This window comes from Enterococcus pallens ATCC BAA-351, assembly GCF_000407485.1.
In the GTDB taxonomy this organism is placed as follows: domain Bacteria; phylum Bacillota; class Bacilli; order Lactobacillales; family Enterococcaceae; genus Enterococcus_A; species Enterococcus_A pallens.
This window is the reverse complement of record NZ_ASWD01000001.1, coordinates 98277-119647: the sequence shown is the minus strand read 5'-3', so window position 1 is coordinate 119647 and position 21371 is coordinate 98277. Positions and strand designations below refer to the sequence as shown.

Here is a 21371-nt window from a genome sequence, read left to right as displayed (position 1 = left end):
CGAATTGATAAATTGAGTACGACCATCAGCTGATTGGTACAGTTCAACCTTATCATCCAAACTTGTACGTTTCGATATAGTACAACTAAAAAGGATAGCGTTTTCAAAAATGCGTGAAATTTTTGGAAGCTGCTTTCACTATCATTGCGAGCTACTGACCACCTAGCTAAGCCTTCACTTCGTATATTGAGCTTTGCATTGCCGTCACCGACACCGCTAACAGGTTCTTTATTGGATACCAAGTGCTTTCTTGCCCTCCAACTCTGAATAGAGCTGCCTAGCTAGATAGTATTGACTTGATAATTTCACTTCTATACCAATTTGCAATGTTTGTGATTGTTAATCAAGAATCTTCGGAGTACTATTTAGTAATGATCAAGCTAGTTCAAATAGGCCTTCGCACTGGTATCACTAGGCTATGGCTCAAAAATAAGCTTCTCTAAGCGACCGACTCAGCAAAGCTGTTTTTTTGTTGTTTGCATTCATCTACGAATGTGTTTATTCTTAATTTAAGAAGATTTTTTAGGAGGGATTTCGATGGCCAACGAGGAGAAAAAAGACTTTAATGCGATGCTGCACAAAGAAACTGATATGCCGAAAATACAAATTGTAACCGATCAGAAAACCATTGACCGTTACGGCGGGGAGAAAATTTTTTTTGCACCAGCTCCCACCTATGACGCGATTATGAAGAAAATTCCTGAAGGCCGGTTGACTACCGTTGCCGATATTCGCGAATATTTGGCAAAAGAAAATCATGCTGACTTTACCGAGCCAATGACCGCCGGAATTTTTGTCTCTATCTGTGCCTGGGCCAGCCATCAGCGGGAGAATGACAAGACCCCTTACTGGCGCACCCTGAAAACTAACGGCGAATTGAATCCAAAATATCCGGGTGAACTGGAAGCCCAGAAGGAAAAATTGGAAGGCGAAGGACATCAAATTATCCAAAAGGGTCGGAAGAATCTGCGTTACTTTGTCGAAAACTATCAGGAAGCGTTAGTTGATTTATCTGCCTTAGATTAGATTGTCGCCGACGTAATAATAAAGGAATTCATTTGAAAAAGCTGCAGTCCTGATAACAGCTGCTTTGCATCCTTATTCACACGAACCGTATAAACCATTTACCCAGGAGGAACTACCATTGGAAAAACCGAAATCACGACACAACAAGTATCTTTACATCGCCCTACTTAGCTTTGCCTGCGCACTGCTTTTGGCCGCCTTCACATCCGGGATTTTTTTCAAAGCACTCAGCTTTGTCTTTTTCCTGATTTTTATAGTGACTATGAGGTTAGCCTCGCAAAAAGCTGAGGACGAAAAAACTTCCGCTGAATGACAGCCTTTTTACCTCACTACTCACTATAAAGCTCCCGTTCCCCTCTCTCTAAACAAAAAATCGGCAGAAGGTTGATTCAAGGAGCTGACAAGGGGTTTTTCTATCGAGTTATTTGCCTAGCCTTTATTTGTTATTGGCTTCACCAATCGACTAGTTTACAATGTAAAGTAAGTCTATTATAAGCGCTCAATGTATCCGATTGCAGTGTGCAGCCTAATTATCTCAATCACTAAAGAGAAATCAATTGTTGTCCATCACCTGACAGGGTTATTCATAAAACAGCTCCACTATAAATTATTCAAATGAAAAGGATGTTTGCCGCAATGGGAAAAGATAAAATTACTAAAGAATACCTAATCAATAAATTACATAGCTTCGTTGAAGAACATGGTAGAGTACCAAGTTCTAGCGAATTTCCTCATCGGTTTTCCGTAAAGAAACAATTCGGATCATTTAATGACTTTCTTATTAGCCAAGGATTTACCCCCACCCGCCCTATATCAAAAGAAGTGTTAGCCCAAAAACTCGAAGCCTTCATTGAAGAAAATAATCGAGTACCCACATTAAGAGAATTTAAAAATCAAGATGCTGTCACCCGACTATTTGGAACATTTAAAGCTTTTCTGCATGCTTATGGGTACAAGCCGGTTGAACATAGAGAACTAAAATTGCTGGGCAAACGATTTGGTCGCTTAGTTGTGGTTTCAAAAGGACCGTATTCAGAAAAAAACTCCCAAACTCAATGGAACTGTCAATGTGATTGTGGGAATATTAAAGAAAATGTCTTGGGGACTAATTTAGTTAAAGGATATGTAAAAAGCTGTGGTTGTCTTAATAGAGAGAATCAACAATTACGAAAATATTGGGTGGATGACACCAATCTTAAAGTACTCAATGACAAACCAACGAAATTAAATACAACCGGTGCACGGGGCGTTAGCTATCAAAAAAAGGGCAAACTTTATATTGCTACTATCGGTTTCCGAGGAAAAAGCATTTATCTTGGCTCATATAAGACGTTTGAAGAGGCTGCAGCTGCTCGTAAAGCAGCTGAGAAAGAATACTATGCACCTATTTTAGAAAAATATAAGGACCGACTTCCTGAATAGTCACTGATGAGCACCACTTTCCAAGCTATACATCTTCTACGTTGTACGTAGGAAAAAAAATAGGAGCTTATTAATGAATCGAAGAATTGGGTTAATTTCATCCGCAGCTACATTGGTTACAGTTGTTTTCTTTGCCATATTTATGTTAATCAATTGGTCTTCTGCTGCCTACTTCACCTGTATTATTTTAGCAATCGGATACCTTTCAATGACGGCTGCTTATACGAGTTATGCTCAACCTGGCTATGAGGCTGCGAAATATTTGGGCCTTATCTTTGCAATCCTCTACGCTGTCTTCGTGATGCTGGTTTATTATGCTCAAATTACTACATTGATTCAAACAGAGCTGACACAGCAAGCTGCCGATTTGTTAGACTACAAAAAATTTGGTTTGTTCTTTTCCTACGATTTATACGGCTATGGCATGCTGGCACTTTCAACTTTCTTTGTTGGACTGACCATAAATACCCCAGATAAATCGAGTAAACGCTTGAAAAAGCTGCTGCTGATTCATGGGATTTTTGCAGTGGTTTGCTTTATTCCGATTTTAGGTGTGTTTGATACCGCGATGGTCGGCGGAGAATGGATTGGTATCGCCGTATTGGAAGTCTGGTGCCTCTATTTCGCTCCCATTTGTTTTCTCAGTTTTCACCATTTTAAACAGTTGAAATGAGACCAATCAAGTTCTGAAGTTGGAGCTATTCCTCTCTTGCTAGGGTGAACTACCCGCCACTTAGCTAAACCAATCGGTTCTTCACGCTTGAAGTGGGAGCTTCTTGGGAACAGAGCTTACTTGCCAGCGAATGTCTTTGCCTGCAGCGGTTGCTCTTTTTTACCAAGCTATCTCCGTAGTTCCTACGGTTCTTGATTTGGTTATGCAAAGGCTCGCATGCGCAGCCCTTCGTTTAGAATGTTGATACTGGCATTGATGTCTCGATCATGGTGAGTATGACAAACCGGGCAGGTCCACGCTCGAATCTGAAGTGGTTTCTTACCATCCTTGTGTCCACAATCGGAACAAAGTTGACTAGAGGGATACCACCTGGCTACCTGGATCATTTCTCGTCCATACCAGTCGGCTTTGTACTGGAGTTTCGCCACAAAGCTAGACCAAGAGACATCCGAGATACTTTTGGCTAATTTATGATTCCGCAATAGACCCTTCGTGTGTAAGTCTTCGATACAGATCACATCGTGGTTTTTGATGAGTTCGGTACTTAACTTATTTAGAAAGTCGTTGCGTTGGTTTTTGACTTTTTCGTGCAATCTTGCCACTTTGCGTTTTTGTTTTTGGTAGTTCTTGGCTTCACTTAGCTTTTTGCCCGCTTTCTTAGCTTGTAAACCTCGACGAGAAAGCTTCCGCTGTTCACGTATTACCTTCCGTTCCATTTCTGCGGTAAAGCGATGGTTATCAATCTTTTGTCCATCCGAAAGAATCGCAAAGTCTGTAATCCCCAGATCGATGCCAATGGCTGTGTTCGTTTTAGGTAGTTTGGGTATTTCTTCTTTGCATAACAAAGAAAGGTAATATTTACCGCTTGAATGATAAGAGATTGTTGCAGATCGGATCTCTCCTTTTGGGTGGCGGTGACGTTTGATACAGACAAGGGATTTTAGCTTTGGTAGTTTGATGTAGTTGTTTTCCACCAGCGAAATGGTGCCGTGTTGATTATTGGTGGTATAGCTTTGAACCGTACTGCTTTTGCTTTTGAATTTAGGGAAACCGACACGTTTATCGCGAAAGAAGTTGTTATAGGCCTTGTCTAAATTCAGCTGGGCATTCGCTAAGGCCAGACTATCAACTTCTTTTAGGTAGGGATAGTCATTCTTATATTTGGCTGGGGTAGGCTTTTTCAATTTTTTGGAAGGAACATTCTTCATTGCCGCATAAGCCTTTATCCGCTCATCCAGCATCAGGTTGTAGACTTTTCGAACACAACCAAAAGTCTTGGCAAAAAAGACGACTTGTTCTTCTGTTGGATAGATGCGGTACTTGTATGCTTTTAGTTGTTCCATCAGATCCACCCCCTTTTTCAGTTCTGAATATACGAACATTTGTTCTCCAATGAGAATATCATGCGGAAAATCGCGTAGCAATAGCTTTTTGTCGTTTTTTAGTTGCACCGTCTCCCTAAACAAGAACGGCATTTATCACCCACCTATAGAGGTTGGGCGACTTCTGCCTGAAATTCTGTTAAATTTTCAGAAAATAGCTATTTAAAAGAGGCTGCGACGTTTGTGTCACAACCTCTCTTATTTATGCTTCATTTTGCTTACCCCTTCACCACATTTAATCGTTGGGCAAGATACTCCTTCTTCGCACTTTTCAGCTCATCCTCACTCCACGGTACAAAAAGTGTTCCTTCGTAGTTGCCGATCAAGTCCCCTTCGTGATAGACCACGGATAGAATATCGTTCGTAAGCAGGCAAACACCATCTAAATCAGTCACGTAGCCGATTTTTTCTAACTCGTAATCCTTTTCCTCATCACAGTTTTCAATTGTATCATCAAAGGTAAATACCTCTTCATACTCGTCATATTCAGATTTGGTTCCAATGTGCTGCACAATTGCCCTAATCTCATAATCATACTCCTCATGATCCGATTCGCTGACTGATAGAATATGAGTAACCACAAATCCGGCTCCTGAATTCTTCAAATAAGTCCCTAAACTGATATGTCCCGAAAATAAAATCGTCATAATCTCCTGCAATTTTCTCGCCCCTTTCGTCCCTGATGATTCCTTTATTCATAACTCAACGCCGTTTTCTATTTTTTCCCGCCGACTACACTAAAAGTAGCTAAACGTTTCTTTCGAACAGCCTGTCGCATTGCTTCATCGCTCCAAGGCAAATAGATTTCTACACCGCACTTCATAATAAGACCATTTCCTCTGTAGCTTAAATCGAGAATGTTTGCTATGTATCCAAATAGTCCGTCCCCTTCTAACCCCAGCGGAACGACATCTCCCACCTCGAGGAAGGGTCTTTCATCGGTTTCTTCCCCTTTAGGATAAAACGCTTCATAACCATCCCAATAACTCGATATAAGTCCAAAGCCATCCAGGATTGATTTCGTGCCAAACTCCTGAGCAAGCACCTCGGCTTCGATTTTCCCATTCCCGTGATAGTCAATTATGTCAATAATATTGGTTACGACAAACAATCGGCCTTCGTATTCAAAGTATTCCCCTACTTCAACCACATTCGTTCGTACCAACGTAAATTTCTTATGCATTAAATTCCCCTCCATTTCTAACTATTCACCCTCAATGATTCACTCATATCCCGCTAATTTTTCATCATTCTTTTTTAGTAGTCATTTTGTTAGGGCTTACTTTGTAATAATACAAAAAAGTAGCGCGGCTGTCATGTGATTTTTGAATTTTTTTTACTTTTGTTCCCCCTTGCCAACATACAAAAAACAAAATCACTTTATCTAAACGTAAGAAAAAATAAATACTCTTACTATTTTTGCTTGTGGATGCCACTCAGCTGTTCGTGACACAAAGCGCGCTATTTAGGACAAACTGGGCTTTTTTATTTTTTTCAATACTATAATGATAGAAGAAACTGAAAGGGGTTTTAGCAATGTACGAATATCGATCTGAAATTCTAATTACCGGGATGAAATGGGTATCTGACAAAGCAGATGAAAATGACCTTTATGAATTGGATGAGCTGATTAATCAACGCGCAAGAGAAGGCTGGGAATTGGCTACCTATTCTTACATGGCAACTACACTGCAAATAAGAGGAGCAACCTTAATTACTTTCAAAAGATTGATCAACGAATAAGAAAGGAGGTTGTGACATTAGTAAAAACAGACCTGAATTTCACGAACGATATCTAGCAAGAAACACTAAATATTGTAGATTTGCAACGAGGATCTACCGGATCGTAGTCGCAAATACAATATAGTTCGGAATTCCATCTGTTAAAAAGACTACTGTCACAGCCTCCTAAAATTATTTTATTTGCCAAAAGAAATCAGCCTGCGGAAAAGAGCATGCGCAGAAGCAGAGCCAACAGCGCAATCCCCAATAATACCAGCCTCAAAATACAAAGAGCCTTGCCGATCGTATTCAAGGTATTTTTACTCTTTTCATACCCAATATGCATAGCTTTTACCATTTCATCGGTTTGGTTTTTATCTTGAATATCCTGCACATCAATATCCTTTACTAATTCGTCTGATGACATCTCAAAATAGTCACTAAGCTTAACCAGCTTTTCAAAATCAGGATAGGATTATCCCGACTCCCACTTGGAAATCGTTTGTCTGGAAACCTGCAATTCCATCCCCAGCTCTTCCTGCGATAGTCCCTGTTCTTTGCGAATCGCAAGTAATTTCTCGTGGAATTTCATAGCTAACACTCCCCTCTATAAAAAGGGTTGCTTCTTATCCATAATACGAATCACCTTATCCAAAAAATTGCTTAGATTCGTAATTTCGGTAGTTTCATGCTTCAAATAGGAATAATTTCGGGTGCATTCTGTTCGATAGTCTACCAATTTTGCATCCTTTTACCTCCTTTGATTATGATAAACTATAGGTATCACTCATAAAGGAGCCTATTATGGTTTATATTGGAATTTTAATTTTCGGACTATTAGCTGCTAATTTCTTTTACCGGGCAATTAGGCTATTTGTAAAGCTCAACAGACAGGTCTATTCACCAGAAACGAAACACACCTTCATCTGCCAATCTTGTACTCAAACTTATACTTTGTCAGGACCTGAAACCAAGAAACTAGTAAAAGGTGCCGTAGTCATAAAAAAGTCCACTCCCAAAAGCAACGCTACCTTTTACAAATTTACCTGCCCTCAATGTGGAAGCTACGCAAAACAGAAAAAGATCTTTGACATGGATACCACTAAAGCCTTGGGCATGGTAAGAGTTCAAGCTGATTCTGGTCAGCTGCCGATCGTTATCGACTTCTTATTGAAGGGTGTCCTGCCGATTTTTTTAGTCTTTCCGTTTTTAAGTCTTTTTTTACGCTAAACAAGCTTTACCAGCTCCAAACCATAAAAAATAATCCAGGAGGCCAACTATGCTTAATCTTCAAGATTTTTATCCCACCTATTCTGAAGCAATGATTGCTAAACTAACCGAACTTCAACAGTTAATTTGGACGGTTGCCAATGAACAGGGAAACGCAGTAAGTGAAAGTTCCAAATGGGGGCAGCTTTCCATCGCTTCAAGCAAGGGCACACCGATTCGAATAGCTAAATTTTCAGATGACGAGATTGGACTATTTGTTCATTGTCAAACTACTTTAATCGAGACTTGGAAGACCTTATTTCCTGATCGACTTTCCTTTTCGGGAAATCGGGCGGTAGTCCTGTCGGTTGAAACTCCCCTACAAGCTGCGGAATTAAAAGTCTGCATTGATATGGCACTAAACTATCGGACTCAGAAGTAAATTTACACCTTTGCAAAAGTCATCCTAGCACTTGACTCCTTCCATCGATGCTATAATACATGATAAACAAATGAGGAGAGTGCCCGATGAAAATTTTTCAGCTAACCGCAGCTTTCGCCCTGCTTCTTCTTTTAAGCGGCTGCCAGGCGGCCTCACAGCAGAGCCAGGCGTCTGATTCCAGTAAAAACGTTCCAGCAAAAAGCAGCTCTACTCAAGCTGCAAGCCAACCACAAACAGAAACAACTACACAATCAGAGGAGGATCAATCGATGAGTTATTCAGCAGGCAGTCTCATTCAAGCCGTTACTGCAAACAATCTTGACCAAACCAAAGCTATTCTCAGCTCCGCCAATTATCCGCTTGATGAAGTAAATGAACACGGAGAAACGCCTTTATTGATCGCTGTTCACAACAATCAAGTAGACATCGCCAAAGCTCTGATTGATGCCGGAGCTGATATCAACAAACAAGATGCGATACAGGACAGCCCTTATCTCTATGCCGGTGCACAAGGTCGCAGCGAGATTCTGTCTTACATGCTCGCTCATGCAACACCTAACCAAGCCATCACCAATCGTTTCGGTGGAAATGCACTGATTCCGGCTGCTGAAAAAGGCCATCTGGATAATGTAAAAATTCTGCTAGCCGATAAACGCGTGGACATTAATCACCAAAACAATTATGGCTACACTGCTTTAATCGAAGCAGTAGCGCTGCGGGATGGCTCTCAGGTTTATCAAGATATTGTCGCTGAATTATTGAAAAATGGTGCCGATCCCACCCTTGTAGACAACTATGGAAAAACAGCGCTGGATTATGCCAATCAACTAGGCTACGGGAATATGGCTAAGATGCTGCAGGAAGCACAAAGATAACATTATTAACGGTAGTCGTTTAAGTAGGCAGCTTTTATGGATAAAACTGCACGCAATTACCCTATGGTTTCACGAGTATGTTTTGCTCAAAAGCCCTTAACAAACATTTTTTGGAGGTTCAACATGAAAAAAATACCCATCCTGTCAATGCTGTTCTTCTTAGCAGCATTGAGTCTCACCGCCTGTAGTTCCACGCAAGCAGCAGACAAAATAACTATTCACACAGAGAATGGTAGTATTCAAAATTTCAAATCCAAAGAGACGGTCCTTACTGAAACTAAGGACGTGGCTAAACTGCAAAATGAGCTAGAAAAGGTTGATTCAGAAGTAAAAAATTCATCTCAGACAGGCCTAGTGGGAGCAACTGAATACCTTATTGAAATGTATAAAGATGATCACTTAGACGCTATCTACAGCCTTTATGGAGATACTTTGACTTACTACTCTGATCCAACGAATAACAAAGTAAAAATCTATGAGCTATCAAGCAAACAGCAAAAGTTATTACAAGAAATGTTAGATGATTATCTAGATTAACAAAGAGGTCCTCTCATTCTGTTAGAAAGCTATCCTCAAAGATAGCTTTTTTGTTTTGATTCGATCAAGCACAATTTAAAGTATACGCCTTTCTCTTATCGTTACTAAATCTGGTTTATGCTAAAATTAACTAAAACGGTAGAGAAGGTATACTTATGAATAATGAACTATTGCTAGTCATCGATATTCAAACCGGTACTTTAGCCCCAATCATTGGAAAAGATAAATTGATCAACAACATAAATGCGCTAATTGATTTCTTTCATGAACATAATGCACCGATTATTTTTGTCCAGCAAGCAGGTTACGGAGCTATTTCCTCTAAGGTAAATAAAACGATGGACGATTTTATCACCAAGAAAAGCAAACCTAATGCATTTACTTCCCAAGAGTTTGCACAGACGATTGAGAAAATCAATCGTAAATCAGTTGTGGTGACGGGTCTAATGAGCAATGCCTGTGTCCAGCATACTTGTAAGGGAGCCCTGGCCAATGGTTATTCTGTCACGTTGATTTCAGATGCCCACGACTCGGTGATTAAGCCCCTGAGAAAGATTTACAATGATCGCTTGAGTAAACAAGGTGCCACTACCCTCACCACTGAAGAATATTTGGCAAGAAAATAGCTGCTTTGTTTTTTCCTTGGCAGTTCTGAAGTGTTAGTTGCTTTAACGGGTGGACAATGACCAATCTGTTAGGATTCGATTTGATGGAAAATGTAGCATTGCGCGATGACTTTCAGGGGTACACAATACTGTTGCTGGCCTACTCTTGTGGATAATATAGAAAAACCGCGCTCGATTATGCCAATCATTTGTGTTGTGGTAGTCTGCTTCAAGTGGAGCAGCCACTTGGGTTGATACAGGAACCGAATAGCTTGATGATTTAACTGGCCTATTCAATGATATTAAGAATAATGCAGCTTAATAAACTGTTAAAAAAATCATGTACATTACATGGTTTTTTTGCGTAATATTTCTACTTAATAGTTCCAATTATTGGAGCTTTTATTCCACACTATCTGCTATTTGCTAAGTTAACAGACTCGTTTCATTCCACAAATCTAATTGCTTGAATTAAAAATCAAATGTAGATATAATTAATAGTGGAAGGCAGTCCAACATAAACTCCAAATACTAATTTAGGAGTGATTTCTTTGAAGAGAGGAATCTTTATTTCTGTTGGAATGGGTCTTTTTTTGTCTATTGTTATGTCTGTTGTTATGATTTTATTGTTCGTTGGATATTCGGATCAATTTTTTAAGTATTTGCTTGAATCGGTAGTTTTAGGCTTTGCCATCTCGTTTCCGATTTCACTGATATTACCTAATCTATTGAACAAATTAGCAGACAGATGGAACATTAAATAGCTATCCAATTTATCTGCAAAAGCTACCACATAATGTGAGTAGCTTTTTTTCTAAGCACGTAATACCTAGCCGCTGAGTTAATAGATCAAATACTATAAGAATCTCTATTCATTCTTTCATGCTTCTTAATAGTTTATTCACATCCTATTGCTAAACTATTTCTGTGCCGCAAGATCGCAAAAGCAATATAATACAGGCACCTCTTGGCGGAAAACAAGAGACTCTAACACATTAGCAGCGTGCGATCCGCTGCTTTTTTGTTAAACTAAAATTTACTCAGTTAGTTAACAAGGAATCACTATAAATCGTATTCAGTATCCGCTTTAGTCATCAACTCTTCTTCTGATAAATCTAAGTCTTCCATGAAAGCCGCGTGCATTTTTCTTCATGTTCAAAAATTATTTCATACTCGGTTAATCTGTAGGTGATTCTGCAATCTGGACAGTTGAAGATTTGTTTCTTAGTATCAAATTTTTAAATACTTATCACATTCAAAACATGTTGCTTTTTTAAATTTAGCTGGTAACATTTTTCCATCTTTCCTTACTTCTGGTGGTTAATAGAATATTTCTCCTTTTTATACAAATCATTATTTTACATTTACGTTACTGGTGTTACAAAAACGTTACAAAGAGATATTAAGGGGGGGTTCCTATGAAAAAAATCTTTACGTATCTGTTCTTATCACTAGCGATCATTTCCTTATCCTCATGTAAAAACGACAAAGAGAATACAACAGCATCTGACAATAAACCGAAGAGTAGTAGTACTGTTACAAAGGAGTCCTCTTCGAAGAAAAAAACGTCACCTTCAAACAAGCAAAGTCAGACTTCCAAACCACCACAAGTACAAAGTCCTGAACAATCAGATTCAAGCCTTGTAGTTAATGACAACCAACCGCCCGTACAACCAGAAATTGCTACCCCCAGTACTGAACAAACTCCACAAGCAACCAATCCTACGTACCTAATCAATAGTGAGCAGGAAGCTTTGGACAAATTGAATAGTACAAGTACCAATGGAGTTTATGTTCATACTTCAGGTGGATTTGATGGAACTAATTACCGATTCTCCTTTTTATCTCAGGGAGAACTTTACTGGGCCACAGTTAACGCCATGACTGGTGATATTTCAATTGAACCTGACCATCCTATTCATAACCAGCAAGAAGCCTTAGACAGAATTAACAGTCTCCGAGATAATCCAATTTCGATGGATACATTCGACCGTTCAGACGGTTTTCACTATCAATTCATCTTCGTTGAGGATGGGAAAACTCTTCGAGCAACTGTTACAGCACAAACCGGTCAAGTTTGGTACGATGTACCTTAGTTTCCTTTTGACCTCTCAGAGAGCCTAACGCTCTCTTTTTTGTGTTCCAACAACAAGAATATTGATAACCCGTTCTCCTTGCTATCCTTGGTTAGTAAATCACTTATGTTTCTTTCCGTTTCTCACATATAATCAAAATCAGGCTTGCTATTAATCCCTCGCACATCTACTTTTTCTTATCACATTTCTTACATTACTTTGCATATGCTTGCGTATCCCCACCGATAGATGCAATTAATTGATAATCATGTTTGCACCAATTTAAGAACTTGAACATTCGCTCTTTTCCTCCGAGACTGGAACATTTGCATTTTGTTCAAATAAAAACTAGATTATTTTTTTGATTGAATTGCACTGACCAATCCCCTATAATAAGAGAAATACACGGGAGGTATTTTTTTGAATCTAAAACAAGCAAATTTGGGTATTACTATTACAGCAACGATATTATTGTTCTTTTTTTGTCTTTCTTTATTTACTTCTAACTGGTACTTTCTTGTAGGAGCAACAGGAGCGCTTGCAATGCTTTTCTATTACATTGCAAGCCGAGTTGCGGCAAAGAAAAAGTCTTCATAGAACATTTTTATTTAAGTCTCAATTTTGAGACTTTTTTATTTGATTGAATTTTTCTAGTCATTTCTCTATACTTAATAAAATACACAGGGGGGGATTTTATGCCACAAATCACGAATGGTTCCATTAAATTGGAACGTATATTATACAGAATTATTTTTATTTTTGCTCTAATCACATTGGCTTTACGATTACTCTATTACTTTGCATTTCAAGATAAATTTTTAGATTTCAATACTTGTACTGGAATTGTTCTTTTGGTTTATTCTTACGACAATATATTTATTAAAAATAAATCCTAAAAGACAGTCTGTTGATTGTCTTTTTTGTATATGATAGCCCCAATTACATGAACTACCTTTCCACACTATCTACTTCCTTGTCAGTACAATCGGTCTTTGATTGGAGCTATACGCCACAATTTCCACGATACTGATCAACGTCAGAGTGAGTGTCAAAATCGCAACGAGTACAATGCCCAGCTTGTTCAATGTCTAATGGATATGTCCCCGTTCTAAATACATAGCTCTCAAATTTATGACCTCTATATTTACAAATAAGCCTTTTGATCAACTTAATCATGAGGTTCTCTTTCCTTTGATTCTAAAGCCACAATCATCTCTTTCAGACTATCGATCGTCACATAAACACTAACTTGTTCCTCGCCTCTCTCAGCACTTAGCATTAACAAATTGTTTTCACCCTCAGTGTGCAAAGTAAGTGTTCCTCCATCGGCACCATTGAAATCTTCAAGTTTATATACTTGTTTCATATTCTTCCTCCATTCCGTTAAATCTTCCGTTAAAGAAAGAAAGCAACAGGAAAATTGTTCAAGCAGAGAATGGGAACACGTGCACGATCCACTAAAGAAATTTTTTTACAAAAAAATCCCTTCACATCATGAAAACTCGATGCGAAGGGATTTCTTGTTTTTAAGAATGTCCTACAATTTTATGGGGAATATACGGTTCCTCCAAGTAAGCAACATCTTCCGGTGTGAGCTTGAAGTCAACGGCTGCAACGGCACTTTCAATGTGACTCATTTTGGTAGCGCCAATGACTGGGGCGGCGACGATTTCTTTTTGCAGCAGCCAGCCTAAAGCGATGTTTACTCGGCTAGTGTCGTATCTTTCCGCCAGCTCGGCCACTCGATCGATAATGACTTGATCCATCTCCGCTGTTTCATCGTACTTGGCTTTTTGGGCTTGGTCAGTGGTGCTGCGGGAAGTTGCCGCCGTACGGTCTCGAACCAAACGCCCAGAAGCCATCGGACTATAAGGGGTTAACGCAATGTTTTCTGACTGACAATACGGGATCATCTCCCGCTCTTCTTCCCGATAAATCAGATTTAAATGATTTTGCATCGAAACGAATTTTGTCCAGCCGTTCAGTTCCGCCACGTGATTAGCTTTTTGAAATTGATAGGCATACATGGCCGAAGCCCCAATGTAGCGCGCTTTGCCTGCTTTGACAACATCGTGCAGCGCCTCCATCGTTTCTTCGATCGGGGTAAACGGGTCCCAGCGGTGAATAATATACAGATCTACGTAGTCGGTTTGCAGGCGTTTCAAGCTTTGATCGATTTGGGACATGATAGCCTTGCGAGATAAGCCTTGCCCATTAGGACCGTCGAACATTTTCTGGTGCACCTTGGTAGCTAGCACAATTTCATCCCGTTTAGCAAAATCCTTCAGCGCTTTGCCCAGGATTTCTTCGCTGCGACCTAACGAATATACATTGGCCGTGTCAAAAAAGTTGATGCCTAAATCCAATGCGCGCTGAATCAACGGCCGGCTTTCGTCCTCCTCCAGCACCCATTGATGAATCCAGTTCTTTGGATCACCAAAGCTCATACTGCCTAAACAAATCCGCGACACATCCATGCCGGTATTGCCTAATTTTACATAATCCATCTTACTCATCCTTTCATTCGTTTGACCTGCTCCTCATGATTGATTATCTCACATAATGCAAATCGTTTCTCGTGATACTCATATTTAAATATGCAGCAATTACCAATTTGACGACTCTGCTGATTTGTCCGGTACTCAGGCCGACTGTACCTGTCCCAAAACTTACGGAACTGACCACAAAAAGCTCCGTGAGTCACCACTAAAATGGTGTTTCCTCTTTGCTGCATCAAGTCATTGCAGGTATCGACAGCTCGCTTCTGAAAAGCTTTTTCTTCCTCACCACCAAATTTCACAAAAAAATCTTGGTATGGCAGCGCTGGATTTAGTGTCTCGCTTTCACCCTCCAGTTGACCAAAGTGCCATTCCTTGAGTCCTTTTAAGCGAGTGTAGGGCTGAGAAGTAATCTGTTCCAATGTATCCGCGGTTCGTTCTGAGGTCGAGCAGTAGGCTTGATCGAACGTAATTCCCGACCAGCGAAAATACTGTCCAGCTATTTTTGCCTGCTGGATTCCTCGCTTAGTTAAAGGTGAATCACACCAGCCTTGGATTTTATGTTGGGCATTGAACAGCGTTTCCCCATGACGCACTAGATACAAGGTTTTTTCCATGCAAACAATCCTTTCTGATAAACACCAAAAAGAATGGACTCAACCATTCTTTTTGCCTGTTAGCTTAAACGTTGACGGTTTCTGCTACTTCCAAGTTTTCACCATTCGAGGCAATCACCTGCTTATACCAGTCAAAAGATTTTTTCTTGCTTCGTTTCATAGTGCCGTTGCCTTGGTCATCACGATCAACATAGATAAAGCCATACCGTTTGCTCATTTGACCTGTGCTGGCTGCCACCAAATCAATGCAGCCCCAGGTAGTGTAGCCCAACAGCTCCACCCCGTCGATTTCAACTGCTTCCTTGAAGGCTTCGATATGCTGCTTCAAATAGTCGATGCGGTAATCGTCTGCCACATAGCCATTTTCGTCTGGCACATCCACAGCACCTAAACCATTTTCTACAATGAACAACGGCTTTTGATAGCGATCATAAAGCTGGTTTAAGGAATTGCGCAGCCCCAGCGGATCAATTTGCCAGCCCCATTCCGTAGACGGTAAATTATCATTTTTAATAGAAGCAAAAATGTTTCCAGTAGCCTGCTGATAATCTTCTGCATGACCACTAACCGTTCGAGAGCAATAATAAGAGAAAGAAACAAAATCTACCGGAGCCGAAGCTAGGATTGCTGCATCCCCCGTCTCCATCTGAATCGTCAATCCTTCTTGCTCAAACTTTTTCAGCGCGTAATTAGGATATTTTCCGCGAGCCTGTACATCGATGAAAAAATAGCCTTCGCGATCTCGTCTAATCGCCTCCTGATAATCCTCAGGACGACACGTGTAGGGATAATGACTGCCGCCAGCCAGCATACAGCCGACTTGATTTTCAGGATCGACTTCGTGAGCGATTTTAGTCGCCAGCGCACTAGCTACTAATTGATGATGAGCAGCTTGATACTTCACTTCTTCCTTGTTGTCGCCTTCGCGGAAAATGATCCCGCCACCAACAAAGGGCTGGTGTAGCAAAATATTGATTTCGTTGATGGTCAGCCAATACTTTACTTGCCCCTTGAAGCGCTTCAGAACTGTTTCGGCATAGTGACTATAAAAATCTACCAGCTTGCGACTGCGCCAACCGCCATATTCCTTAATTAAGTGAACCGGCACATCGAAATGAGCAATCGTTACTAACGGTTCGATGCCATGCTTTTTCAACTCTTGGAAGATTCCCTCGTAAAAGGCCAACCCTTCCTCATTGGGCTCCAAATCATCGCCGTTAGGAAAAATTCGTGACCAGGAAAGTGACATCCGATACACCTTGAAGCCCATTTCAGCAAATAATTGAATATCCTCAAGATAGCGATGGTACATATCAATCGCTTCTTTTGCCGGATAATAATAGCCTTCCTTCCATTCCAGCATTTCCAGTTCACCTAAGCCGACAGCTTTGCGGTCTTCACCACAAGGCAGCAGATCAATATTGGAAAGCTTGCGTCCGCCCTCCAGCACTCCGCCCTCAACTTGATTGGCAGCTGTTGCGCCGCCCCACAAAAAGTTTTTATCTAAAGCCATTTATTTTACCTCTCCCTTGTCTTAAACTTTTACCGCCAAAATATCTTCTTGACAATCGGTTGGTCCTTGAGTAATTGTCTCGATTGATGAATATTGCGGACTGTTGGTGACCACTACTGGTACTTGCGTTTCATAGCCGGCAGCCTGAATATTTTTCAGGTCAACCTCCAATAATGGCTGGCCTTTTTTGACCGTATCACCAGCATTTACCAGCACTTCAAAATATTGACCTTTTAGCTCAACCGTATTCAAGCCCACATGGATCAAAATTTCCACTCCTGTATCTGAAACCAACCCAATCGCATGTTTAGTAGGAAAAATTGCGGCAATCGTGCCATCAAAGGGGGCAACCACCTGGCCTTCCACCGGTTCAATAGCAAACCCTTTTCCTAACGCCTCAGAAGCAAAGGCTTCATCATGCACCTCACTTAAGGGAATAATTTTTCCTTTCATCGGACTAATTACCCGCGTATCCTCTAAAATTAATTCTTTTACTTCAGGAATGTCCTCCTTTTCAAACTTGAAGCTCAAAATATAGGTTAGGACACCCGACACCACCATTGAAATAATCAACGCAATCACGATATTCCAGAAGAAACGCATCGTATCATCGCCAATGTAAAGCAGAATCGCCGGAATCCCGGAAGAACCAGTCGCAAAACGGTGTGTGTTGGTCAAACCAGCAAACAAGCCCCCAGCTCCCCCGCCGATCATCGCCGCCACTAACGGGTATTTCTTTGGCAAGTTCACTCCATACAAGGTTGGTTCGGTAATCCCCATATAGGCAGTAATCGAACCAGAAGTCGCCAGCTGTTTTAATTTTTTATCCTTCGTGCGGAAAGCCACCACTGCGGAAGCTGTTGCCTGCGCGATGTTAGAGCACACACAGCCAGGACCAAAAATACTATCATACCCAAGCTCAGCCATTTGCATAACTCCAAGCGGTGCTACGCCATTGTGTAAACCGAACATTACCATGATTGGCAGGAAGCCGCCGATCAAAACTGCCGGTACCCAGCTGGCATTGACGCTCAAGAAAGTAAAGAAGGAAGCCAAATATCCGCCAAGGACTGTACCGATTGGCCCTAATACAGCTAAAGCCAAAGTTCCCATAATCAAGAAGGTCAGCATCGGTACAAACACCAGCTCGACTGATTTTGGAATCACTCGATTCAAGAATTTTTCTACATAAGATTGCGCAAAGATCACTAGTAAAATCGGAATCACGGAACCTGTATAAGTTGCTAAGGTAAATGGAATAATATCAAAAAATTGTACAGGATCCCCCGCCGTTACCAATGCGCCCCAATTAGGATGCAGCATAATTGCCGCTACCGATACCGCCAAAATTGGATTACAGCGCAATTTCTGAGCTACCGTAAAGGCCAAAATCATTGGCAGGAAGTAGAACACCCCATCGGCAAACATATTTAATAGGTAATACGTCTGGGAATCTGCCGAAATTACTTCGAAAACCATTAGTAGCGCCAGCACCGCTTTCACCATTCCGGCTCCCGACAAGGCTGGAATCACCGGCTGGAACGTTCCCGCCACAAATTCGATGATGGTGGTCATGAGGCCCTTTTTCTCACTGCTCGGGTCCCCCGAAGCTGACACATCTACATTTTTCTCAATTTCTTCAAAAACATCCTTCACATGGGTGCCAATGACTACCTGATGCACCCCAGCATTAAAAATATATTTTGTTACACCCTCCAGAGCTTCTAAACCTGCCACATCCACCTTCGTTTCATCCACTAGTTTGAAACGCAGCCGTGTTTGACAATGATAGGCTTCCGTAATATTTTCCTTGCCGCCCAATTTCTTCACGATGTCACGAGCCAACGAATGATAGTTCTTACCCATGATGTTACCCCTTTCACTGGAACAAGCAGATTATTTTTGAATCTCACCGGTGGGTTCAGTGCTTGTCTGTACTTGAACTTTATCACGGCAAGAGAACGTTTCCAATAGTTTCCGGACAAGACGAAACGCATTTCACAAAACTTGAAAAATCAAGTCGTTTTGTGAAATGCGTTTTGGGTTTTGGTTGAGGAAGGGAGAGTATACATACATTTTTCATCACACAAACTTGATTAATTTTTACAATTTTTCCCATCATCAAACGTAGTTTTTGTTTGGATCTTTATCTTCAACGAATTACGCTCAATATTAGTCGTATAAAAATTGCGTATACTAAGAAGGTAAAGAATTGATCTCCTTTAAAATATAAGATCAATCAGATCATAATTTTTCAAATTCACAAGTCGATTCAAGTACAAAAGTTCGACCACTAAAGTTTTTAAATAAGTGTATTTCGAAAACTATAATCGGGTATTTCTAGGCAAAATTAAATTAGCATAATTACCTATTTTGCCTGCTCTTATATAACCATCATCAATATCATATCCATAAGATTTATAGCCTAATTCTTTAGCACATCTATCAAAATCTATTTGATCAATTGGAATTCCGTACCTACTTATTTTTATAATTAATTCGGATGAATTATATCTTGCGTTTTCTATACCAGCGTCAAATAGTTGATATAGATATGGATTAATTATAAAATTTTTTCGACCCGTTTGATTTTCTATCACGAATACTCCTAAAATATTCTGTGGAAAAATTCCATCTTTAATAATTATCTCATGATGTATATCTTCATACCAATTAACATCCATCATTCCTAAAGTTTGACACAATTCTTTGGTAAATATATATCTATCTTTTACATCCTCGTGTTGAAACCCCCAGAGTATATATGAATGGTCATTATTATTTCTATTATTAGCAAATTGAAATGCTTTCTTAAATCCCCTATTTCCATAAGCTGCTGATACAAAAGGGCTTCTGCATTTATTCTCCCATTGACCTCCAATGTTATGTGCTAAATTTAATAGAAACATATATGTGCCTGTGATATCATCATTAGCATATCGTAAAATTTTATCCAAATCTATATAACCAAATCCATTTCGATTTAATATTGAATTTACTAGTTCGAGAATTTCCTTTATATCATTGGCGGTAGGATTATTCCTATAATAAGGATCAATTCCATCTACGTTAACATTCTCGCGATATGCATTTCCTTTTTCGCCCACAACAAAAAAGTTCTTGGAGTATTCTGCTATCAATATTCTATATTGTTCTTCGTCAAATAGATCACCTTCAAAATTAGGGATAAATCCTCTAAAAAAAGAGATCACATCTATTTTTTCACACTCGTGGTACCTCTTACTAGCAGAAAAGTAAGGTCTTACTGTATTATTGTGCATACTAATTAGGAAATTTTTTATTCTTGGTACTAGTATAGAATCGATATTTTCAATTCTATATACTTCATCAATACCTACTACTGTTTTTAAGGATGTTTGCTGAAGTAATCTAATCATATCTTTTCCTCCTAAATTGTAAGATTCAAGTTGCTCGTTAAAACCTCTCCTCCAAATCCTTAAACGTCGCCTGTCTCCGCGATTCTAACAGCTTAGCGCTAGCAATTTTGTTGGCCTTGTTCTCTTCATAATTCATGGCAAACACCTTAGCGAACAGTGCATCTAAGATCAGCATGATGGATTCCTGGGTGGCAAAATTGGCAATTTTCGAGTAGAGCTTTTCTTTACTGGAAATGTTCAGCACCACATCCGAATAATCCCGCAAATAATTTTTGCCGCCGCTAGTAATACTGATGACCGGCACTCTGTTTTTCAATAGAATCTTGACGTTGCTGGATGGATTTTCATCTGGATTGTTACCGGAATAAGAAATAATGATCGCACAATCTCGCTGATTCAAGGAATGGGAAATTACGCCGCTCTCGCCAGATTTCGCCATAAAGGCTTTCTTGCGGATCGTTAACAGGTTACGCTTAAACAGCTCGCCGTAATAATAATTGGGACTAGTGCCATAGACCACCACATTTTCTGCGCGATGGATCATTCCTGCCGCCTTGTTTAGGTCCTCAGCAGCAATCAACGACACAGTATCCTTGATACTCTGCATCTTTAAGTTGACCAAACTTTCAATAATTTCCAAGGTATCCTCCTCCGCCGAAAAAGGAAAATTGGGGTCTACATCGGCATAAGCCGTATCGTCATGGTAAGCCACCTCATGGTTGAAGGCATACATAAATTCCTTCCAACCGGAATATCCAAAATACTTGGCAAAACGAACCAACGTCGGTTTAGAGGTAAACGTTTGCTTGGCGATCTCCTCCATCGATAAGTCCTGCAGCTGCTCTCGGTTTTCTAGAATAAATTCGCCAATGGTACGTCGTGCATCGCTTTGCTTAAAGGCAGCCTCTTCAATTCGTTGAAATAAATACATTGCCCTTCACCTCACATTACTTCTTTCTCACCAGCAGACTCAATTGTGGTCGAAGCAATTTTTTCATCATAAAAATCCAGCTTCCATTCTAACTTAGCCACTGTTCGATTAATTTGTTCCTGTTTTTTCAACAGCTTCTGGTATTCCTTCGTCAAAATTTCTTTGCGCTCTATTAAAGTTGAATCACCTATCTGATACAATTCCGAATAACGAGACAGCGAATCAATCGATAAACCAAAATCCTTCATACATTTGATGAACTCCACCCAGTTCAAATCTTCCTCTTGAAAATCTCGCACTCCAGCAGCGTTGCGCGTCACTGGCGGCATTAGACCCTGCTTTTCATAATAGCGAATCGTTGCGGCAGTCATGTCGTATTTAGCTGCTACCTCTGATATGTTCATCCTACTCATCCCTTCATCCTTGTTTTCTTTATTGTAACAGCC

At 40.2% G+C, this 21371-nt stretch carries 27 protein-coding genes; 13 read left to right on the top strand and 14 right to left on the bottom strand.

Annotated elements, in window-relative coordinates:
- The first annotated feature begins 537 nt into the window (after window positions 1–537).
- The 4 genes from I588_RS00610 (at window position 538) to I588_RS00590 (ending at window position 3121) form a co-directional block, all read left to right on the top strand.
- The gene (locus I588_RS00610; protein ID WP_010756982.1) at window positions 538–1026 is read left to right on the top strand and encodes an MGMT family protein; all 489 of its coding nucleotides are present in this window, start codon (window positions 538–540) and stop codon (window positions 1024–1026) included.
- A gap of 118 nt (window positions 1027–1144) precedes the next feature.
- Window positions 1145–1339 carry a hypothetical protein gene (locus I588_RS00605; RefSeq protein ID WP_034693247.1) on the top strand — a complete coding sequence of 65 codons (195 nt, stop codon included), beginning with the start codon at window positions 1145–1147 and terminating at the stop codon, window positions 1337–1339.
- 323 nt (window positions 1340–1662) lie between these two features.
- Entirely contained in the window at window positions 1663–2448 is a 786-nt protein-coding gene (locus I588_RS26290) for a homing endonuclease associated repeat-containing protein (RefSeq protein WP_010756981.1), read from the top strand.
- Window positions 2449–2521: 73 nt separating this feature from the next.
- Window positions 2522–3121 (top strand): hypothetical protein, encoded by a 600-nt coding sequence (locus I588_RS00590; RefSeq protein ID WP_010756980.1) that lies wholly within the window; start codon window positions 2522–2524, stop codon window positions 3119–3121.
- Window positions 3122–3321: 200 nt separating this feature from the next.
- Here I588_RS00590 and tnpB read toward each other — a convergent pair whose 3' ends face one another.
- The 3 genes from tnpB to I588_RS00575 form a co-directional block, all read right to left on the bottom strand.
- The gene (gene tnpB / locus I588_RS00585; RefSeq protein WP_034693480.1) at window positions 3322–4464 is read right to left on the bottom strand and encodes an IS200/IS605 family element RNA-guided endonuclease TnpB; all 1143 of its coding nucleotides are present in this window, start codon (window positions 4462–4464) and stop codon (window positions 3322–3324) included.
- 257 nt (window positions 4465–4721) lie between these two features.
- Complete coding sequence (locus I588_RS00580; RefSeq protein ID WP_034693244.1) at window positions 4722–5162, bottom strand: hypothetical protein; 441 nt, start codon at window positions 5160–5162, stop codon at window positions 4722–4724.
- 56 nt (window positions 5163–5218) lie between these two features.
- Complete coding sequence (locus I588_RS00575; protein WP_010756977.1) at window positions 5219–5686, bottom strand: hypothetical protein; 468 nt, start codon at window positions 5684–5686, stop codon at window positions 5219–5221.
- Between the two features lie 353 nt (window positions 5687–6039).
- Here I588_RS00575 and I588_RS00570 point away from each other — a divergent pair, with 353 nt between their 5' ends.
- Entirely contained in the window at window positions 6040–6246 is a 207-nt protein-coding gene (locus I588_RS00570; RefSeq protein WP_010756976.1) for a DUF4177 domain-containing protein, read from the top strand.
- A gap of 193 nt (window positions 6247–6439) precedes the next feature.
- On the opposite strand, the gene I588_RS27645 is transcribed toward I588_RS00570, so the two are convergent.
- Entirely contained in the window at window positions 6440–6652 is a 213-nt protein-coding gene (locus tag I588_RS27645; RefSeq protein WP_010756975.1) for a hypothetical protein, read from the bottom strand.
- A 48-nt stretch (window positions 6653–6700) separates the two neighbouring features.
- Entirely contained in the window at window positions 6701–6817 is a 117-nt protein-coding gene (locus tag I588_RS27640; protein ID WP_010756974.1) for a helix-turn-helix transcriptional regulator, read from the bottom strand.
- A gap of 212 nt (window positions 6818–7029) precedes the next feature.
- Between I588_RS27640 and I588_RS00550 the strand changes: the two genes are divergently transcribed.
- The 8 genes from I588_RS00550 to I588_RS27145 all read left to right on the top strand — a co-directional run bounded on the left by I588_RS00550 (window position 7030) and on the right by I588_RS27145 (window position 12565).
- Window positions 7030–7455 (top strand): hypothetical protein, encoded by a 426-nt coding sequence (locus I588_RS00550; RefSeq protein WP_010756973.1) that lies wholly within the window; start codon window positions 7030–7032, stop codon window positions 7453–7455.
- 49 nt (window positions 7456–7504) lie between these two features.
- Window positions 7505–7876: a hypothetical protein gene (locus tag I588_RS00545; protein ID WP_010756972.1), complete on the top strand. Its 372-nt coding sequence runs from the start codon at window positions 7505–7507 to the stop codon at window positions 7874–7876.
- A gap of 86 nt (window positions 7877–7962) precedes the next feature.
- Window positions 7963–8751 carry an ankyrin repeat domain-containing protein gene (locus I588_RS00540; protein WP_010756971.1) on the top strand — a complete coding sequence of 263 codons (789 nt, stop codon included), beginning with the start codon at window positions 7963–7965 and terminating at the stop codon, window positions 8749–8751.
- 123 nt (window positions 8752–8874) lie between these two features.
- Window positions 8875–9288, top strand: a complete 414-nt coding sequence (locus I588_RS00535) for a hypothetical protein (protein WP_010756970.1) — start codon at window positions 8875–8877, stop codon at window positions 9286–9288.
- Between the two features lie 155 nt (window positions 9289–9443).
- Window positions 9444–9914, top strand: a complete 471-nt coding sequence (locus tag I588_RS00530) for a cysteine hydrolase family protein (protein WP_010756969.1) — start codon at window positions 9444–9446, stop codon at window positions 9912–9914.
- A 530-nt stretch (window positions 9915–10444) separates the two neighbouring features.
- Window positions 10445–10657: a DUF2798 domain-containing protein gene (locus I588_RS00525; RefSeq protein WP_010756968.1), complete on the top strand. Its 213-nt coding sequence runs from the start codon at window positions 10445–10447 to the stop codon at window positions 10655–10657.
- Between the two features lie 654 nt (window positions 10658–11311).
- Window positions 11312–11989, top strand: a complete 678-nt coding sequence (locus tag I588_RS26285; protein ID WP_010756967.1) for a hypothetical protein — start codon at window positions 11312–11314, stop codon at window positions 11987–11989.
- A 399-nt stretch (window positions 11990–12388) separates the two neighbouring features.
- The gene (locus I588_RS27145; protein WP_155857148.1) at window positions 12389–12565 is read left to right on the top strand and encodes a hypothetical protein; all 177 of its coding nucleotides are present in this window, start codon (window positions 12389–12391) and stop codon (window positions 12563–12565) included.
- Window positions 12566–12970: 405 nt separating this feature from the next.
- Here I588_RS27145 and I588_RS28125 read toward each other — a convergent pair whose 3' ends face one another.
- The 9 genes from I588_RS28125 to I588_RS00475 form a co-directional block, all read right to left on the bottom strand.
- Window positions 12971–13144, bottom strand: coding sequence for a DUF1660 family phage protein (locus tag I588_RS28125; protein ID WP_010756965.1), 174 nt, complete (start codon window positions 13142–13144; stop codon window positions 12971–12973).
- On the bottom strand, window positions 13137–13334 hold the full coding sequence (locus tag I588_RS00510; protein ID WP_010756964.1) for a hypothetical protein: 198 nt from the start codon (window positions 13332–13334) through the stop codon (window positions 13137–13139). The genes I588_RS28125 and I588_RS00510 overlap by 8 nt, the downstream gene beginning before the upstream one ends.
- A gap of 160 nt (window positions 13335–13494) precedes the next feature.
- The gene (locus tag I588_RS00505; RefSeq protein ID WP_010756963.1) at window positions 13495–14475 is read right to left on the bottom strand and encodes an aldo/keto reductase; all 981 of its coding nucleotides are present in this window, start codon (window positions 14473–14475) and stop codon (window positions 13495–13497) included.
- Window positions 14476–14480: 5 nt separating this feature from the next.
- Complete coding sequence (locus tag I588_RS00500; RefSeq protein ID WP_010756962.1) at window positions 14481–15083, bottom strand: histidine phosphatase family protein; 603 nt, start codon at window positions 15081–15083, stop codon at window positions 14481–14483.
- A 64-nt stretch (window positions 15084–15147) separates the two neighbouring features.
- Window positions 15148–16596 (bottom strand): 6-phospho-beta-glucosidase, encoded by a 1449-nt coding sequence (locus I588_RS00495; protein ID WP_010756961.1) that lies wholly within the window; start codon window positions 16594–16596, stop codon window positions 15148–15150.
- A gap of 21 nt (window positions 16597–16617) precedes the next feature.
- Window positions 16618–18462, bottom strand: coding sequence for a beta-glucoside-specific PTS transporter subunit IIABC (locus I588_RS00490; RefSeq protein WP_010756960.1), 1845 nt, complete (start codon window positions 18460–18462; stop codon window positions 16618–16620).
- Between the two features lie 458 nt (window positions 18463–18920).
- On the bottom strand, window positions 18921–19994 hold the full coding sequence (locus I588_RS00485; RefSeq protein ID WP_010756959.1) for a hypothetical protein: 1074 nt from the start codon (window positions 19992–19994) through the stop codon (window positions 18921–18923).
- Between the two features lie 37 nt (window positions 19995–20031).
- Window positions 20032–20925 (bottom strand): MurR/RpiR family transcriptional regulator, encoded by an 894-nt coding sequence (locus tag I588_RS00480; RefSeq protein ID WP_010756958.1) that lies wholly within the window; start codon window positions 20923–20925, stop codon window positions 20032–20034.
- 11 nt (window positions 20926–20936) lie between these two features.
- On the bottom strand, window positions 20937–21329 hold the full coding sequence (locus I588_RS00475; RefSeq protein ID WP_034693241.1) for a MerR family transcriptional regulator: 393 nt from the start codon (window positions 21327–21329) through the stop codon (window positions 20937–20939).
- Window positions 21330–21371 lie beyond the last annotated feature (42 nt).